This is a genomic window from Mesorhizobium sp. M7A.F.Ca.CA.004.04.2.1 (assembly GCF_004022825.1).
Lineage (GTDB): Bacteria > Pseudomonadota > Alphaproteobacteria > Rhizobiales > Rhizobiaceae > Mesorhizobium.
On record NZ_RZPH01000496.1, the window covers coordinates 1 to 4,277 of the forward strand.

6 protein-coding genes and 1 pseudogene are annotated in these 4,277 nt (G+C 64.6%); 3 read left to right on the plus strand and 4 right to left on the minus strand.

The window, feature by feature from the left end; translation table 11 throughout:
• Together EN893_RS20935 and EN893_RS20945 are read left to right on the plus strand one after the other, a co-directional pair.
• On the plus strand, positions 1-461 hold a 461-nt coding region (locus EN893_RS20935; protein ID WP_128361748.1), incomplete at its 5' end, for a transglutaminase-like cysteine peptidase.
• A 366-nt stretch (positions 462-827) separates the two neighbouring features.
• Positions 828-1,064: a hypothetical protein gene (locus EN893_RS20945; RefSeq protein WP_127268047.1), complete on the plus strand. Its 237-nt coding sequence runs from the start codon at positions 828-830 to the stop codon at positions 1,062-1,064.
• A gap of 84 nt (positions 1,065-1,148) precedes the next feature.
• Here the strand turns inward: EN893_RS20945 and EN893_RS20950 are convergent, their stop codons facing one another.
• Genes EN893_RS20950 through EN893_RS20965 form a run of 4 tightly spaced genes read right to left on the minus strand, consistent with a single transcriptional unit; the run spans position 1,149 to position 3,927 of the window.
• On the minus strand, positions 1,149-1,517 hold the full coding sequence (locus EN893_RS20950; RefSeq protein WP_127268046.1) for a helix-turn-helix transcriptional regulator: 369 nt from the start codon (positions 1,515-1,517) through the stop codon (positions 1,149-1,151).
• Positions 1,518-1,542: 25 nt separating this feature from the next.
• Positions 1,543-2,073: a Smr/MutS family protein gene (locus tag EN893_RS20955; protein ID WP_127268045.1), complete on the minus strand. Its 531-nt coding sequence runs from the start codon at positions 2,071-2,073 to the stop codon at positions 1,543-1,545.
• Entirely contained in the window at positions 2,070-3,194 is a 1,125-nt protein-coding gene (locus EN893_RS20960) for a murein transglycosylase A (protein ID WP_127268044.1), read from the minus strand. Before EN893_RS20960 ends, EN893_RS20955 begins: the two co-directional genes overlap by 4 nt.
• A 25-nt stretch (positions 3,195-3,219) precedes the next feature.
• A complete protein-coding gene (locus tag EN893_RS20965; RefSeq protein ID WP_127268043.1) occupies positions 3,220-3,927 on the minus strand; it encodes a Tim44/TimA family putative adaptor protein in 708 nt (235 codons plus the stop codon).
• A gap of 217 nt (positions 3,928-4,144) precedes the next feature.
• On the opposite strand from EN893_RS20965, the pseudogene EN893_RS39385 reads away from it, so the two are divergent.
• A pseudogene (locus EN893_RS39385) lies at positions 4,145-4,277 on the plus strand (membrane protein FxsA); the annotation flags it as partial.

Here is a 4,277-nt window from a genome sequence, read left to right on the forward strand (position 1 = left end):
ATCCGGGCGAGTGCTCGATCCGCCCGACCAATCTGGCGCCGGCTCCGATGAGCGACGGGCTGATGCGCAAGCTCCTCAATGTCACTGCCAGGGTCAATGCCGCCGTCAAGCCGATGAGCGACATGGACATCTACGGCAAGGACGAGGTCTGGGCCTATCCCGACAAGGGCGTCGGCGATTGCGAGGACTATGTGCTGGAAAAGCGGCGCCAGCTTTCACGCATGAGCATATCGCTTGCCGATCTGCTGATCACCGTCGTGCGCAAGCCCGACGGCGAGGGCCACGCCGTGCTGACGGTGCGCACCGACGAGGGCGACTATGTGCTCGACAATCTGACCGACAAGGTCAAGCCATGGGACGCGACCGGTTACCGCTTCCTCAAGCGGCAGGCGATCGACAACACCGGCCGCTGGGTCTCGATCCGCGGTGGCCAGCAAGTTCTGGTCGGCGCGGTTCAGTAGGTTTTGGTACGCCCATCCCGGCACGTCGCGTTCTTGTGGCGCGCTTTAGCTGCTTTCACATCATAGGTCGCCGCCGCCCCTCATTGTCCTGCCGGACATTTCTCCCCGTATAGGGACGGGGAGAAAGACGCCTTCATCGTCGCTTTCGCCAATCATCAACGTCGTAAGCGCCAACCGCGCGGCTGCACCTTCTCCCCGTCACTATACGGGGAGAAGGTGCCGGCAGGCGGATGAGGGGCAGCGCGACGTCTGCCAATATTTCCCACCGCGACCGCCCCCCAATGAATTTTCGCATTTCTCCGTGAACCATTTCGCTTCGGCCAGCGACACACAGCCGTGAACCGAAACCAACCATGGAGACTTCAGATGACTGCTTTTCTGCGAAACACCCTTCTTGCCGCTCTCGCGGTGTCGAGCATGGCCGGATCCGCCATGGCCGAGCAGACCACCAGCTGTTCCAAAACCAACCTCAACGACCTCTGGGCCGGCCGCTGTTGCGGTGATGCCGGGGCGTCGGGCTGCCTGGGGGGTGGAAACAATGGCCATGGCGGCAATGGCGATCACGGCCGGGGCGGAAATGGCGGCACGGCCGGCAAGAAATGATCTCACCACTGTGCCCGCTGGCGGTCCGCCGGCGGGCAGTTTCCTGCTGAGGCAGGCGAACCTGCATCACGCTCGGATCGTCGGCTACGGCCGCTGGTTCAACGCCGCGCGGATCAATGCAGTGATGCGGCGAAGCTCGGCCTCGTCGAGTTTCTCGATGTTTTCGGCCAGCAGATTGGCAAGCTCGGTGGCAGCGGGGGAAAGACCCGACGTGTCGATTTTTACACGCGGGTGCGAGGCCTCGGCCAGCCGCGCCAGTTCCTCGGCATCGTCCCAGATGATGTTGAAATAGCCGATGATCTTCTGGATCAGCGTCCAGGTCGGGGCACCGCGCCTGCCATGTTCGAGCGCCGACAGGTAGGCGGCGCTGACGCCGATCGCCGCCGCCATGTCCTTCTGGCGGACACCGCGTTCGCCTCGTAGCGTGCGCAGCTTCTCTCCGAACGGGGTCATGTCCCCGCCCTCATGATAGAACTCCTCACAGGCGCGCCCGCCGCAGGCGGATATAGAGCGCACCCGAACCGCCATGGTTGCGGGCGGCATGGTCGTGGCTGGAGACGAGCGGCCGGAAGGCGGGCGTCGACAGCCAGGCCGGCACGGCGCGACGCAACACCCCATCGCCGCCGGAGGACGAGCCCTTGCCGGTGATGACCAGGACATAGCGGACGCCGCCGGCATGCGCCCGGTGCAGGAACGAAAACAGCAGCGAATAAGCCTCGTCCTGGGTCATGCCGTGCAGGTCGACACGGCCCTCGATCGGCAGCCGGCCTTTCGATAATTTGTCCAGCGTCGGCTCGTCGAGGCGGTGCGTGACTTGCTGAGCCTTCGGCTTTGCGGTCCCTGCGGCGTTGGCAGAGGCCAGCGCCGGCTGCGGCTGATTTGGCCTGGCCTCGGCGGCAATGTCGGGGATGTCGACGGCAAATTTGCCCTTCAGCGGCTTGGCCGTGCGCGCCACCAGGTTCCACAGAACCCGGTCATCCTCGCTGAGCTTGTCCGGGCGCCGGGTCATCGGACCGCACCCGCAACGAGCGCGCGCGGCACCAGCGCATAAAAATCCGCGGCATTGCGGATCACGCCGGCGATCTCGCCCGCGGCATCGCCCGATCCGGCGAACAGGTCGCCCCGCGCCGGTCCGGTGATGGCGGAGCCGGTGTCCTGCGCGATCATCAGGCGGCGGAACGGTTTTGCGTCGAAAGCAGTGAGCGTCGGCGCGTCGATGTAAAAGGGCGTGCCGAATGTATGCAGCAGGCGGTCGACGGCGATCGAGCGGCCCGGCGTCAGCGGCACCTTGGCGGCGGCGATCGGGCCAAGGGTTGCGTCCTCGACATCGGCCTCGCGAAAGAAGATGTAGGAGCGGTTCTGACGCAGTATCTCGTCGACGCGGTCCGGATGCGCCTTGAACCAGGCGCGGATCGACTGCATCGTCACCTCCGCCAGCGGGATCTCGCCAATCTCGCTCAGGATCTTGCCGGGCCCGGTGAAGCGCTGGCCGGATTTGGCGGCATAGGTGACGCGGACAAGCCGGCCGTCGGTCATGGCGAGGCGTGCGGCACCTTGCACGTGAATGAAGAAGGCATCGACCTTGTCGGCCAGCCAGGCGATTTCCAGGCCCTTGCCGTCGAGCGCGCCGCGCTCGATCTCGCCACGGTCGGGATACTCGACCGGCCCGTTCGGCGTCTGGCGCGCGAAAGCGAGGTAGGGATCCAGGCCGGGCGGCCGGTTTCCGTCGTCGATATCGACGAGATCGGCCGGGCGCGACAGCAACGGCACCGAAAATCGGTCCGTGCGCACCGGTGACGCCTCGACTTGCGGTTCATAGAAGCCGGTGACGAGCCCGGCGCCGCCATGTTCGGCAGGGACAAGCGCCGGGGCAAAATGGCGCTCGAAGAAGGCGCGGGCTTCCCCGCGGGCCAAAACCGGCGACCGATTCGCCGGCGAAACGGTCCGCGCCTCCGCGTAGGCATCGGCAAAAGCTTGGAAGTCGACGCCGAGCGCACCGCTGCGATAGGGTTTGGTCAGCACATGGAAGGCCGAGCGGCGAAAGGCGGCGAAGGCCGCCAGATGGTCGTCATCGTCCCAGCCGGGCAGGTCGCCAAAGGCTTTCTCGACAAAAAGAGGCGATAGCGACACCGGAGCCTCGCCGCGTGTTTCCGAACTAGTCTTCTTCCTCGGTGGCGACGAGCTTCCAGTTCGGATCGCGCGAGCGCGTGTCGCGGGCGAAGGTCCAGACATCCTTGACCTCGGCGACGGTTTCCGGGTCGCCGTCGATGACCGCGCCTGCCTTGTCGCGGGTCGCCGAAATCAGCTCGCTGATGATGCGCAGCGTGACATGCGCCTCGCCGCCCTTCATCTCGGCCGAGACGATGTCGGCCTTGTCGATGCCGACGAAGGAGGACTGGATCTTTTCCGCCTTGGCCTCGCGCTCGCCGATGGCGGCGACAAAACCGTCATAGACCTCGCGCGACAACAGGTTCTTCAGCGTTTTGCGATCGCCGTCGGCATAGGCCATGACGATCATCTCGTAAGCCATCTTGGCGCCGTCGACGAAACCCTTCGGCTCGAAGGACGGATCATTGTCCTTGATCGTGCGCAGGCCCTTGTTGAGGTCGGTGTCGGGCTTGGCGAAAGCGTCGATCGCGGCATAGGTGTCGGGAGCCGGCTCGCCTGGCGCGCGCTTGCGCGGCAGCGAGACGACGTTTTCGGATTTCTGGGCGGCATCCTTGTCGCCGGTGCGAGCCGCCGAATAGGGATCGAAGGGCGGCCGTTCGCTGCCGGTGCGGCGGCCCAGCACATTGCGCAGCTGGAAAAAGATGACCACCGCCGCAATCAGGAAGAAAATCGTGCCGAAGTCGAAGAATCCCATATCTTCCGCCAATCAATCCCTGCCCTGTGGCCGGACCGTCAGGCCCAATGGCCACGGTCGCATAGCGTTCAACATTCAAAGCATATAGAACGCAAGGCGCAATCATTCAAATCAAAGGCAGGCATACCTATCTAACAGCCTCAGTGCCAGCGGCGATTGCTCGCTGGCGGCCAAAACAATCGAAACGATCATAACAATCGAAAAAGGTTGGCAAGACTTGCGCATTTCGCTGCTTCCCTTCTTTCTCCTCGCGCTTCCGCTGCTGGAAATCGCCGGTTTCGTCATCGTCGGCCGCGAGGTCGGCGCGCTGGCGACGGTCGGCCTCGTGCTGGCCTCGAGCATCGCCGGCG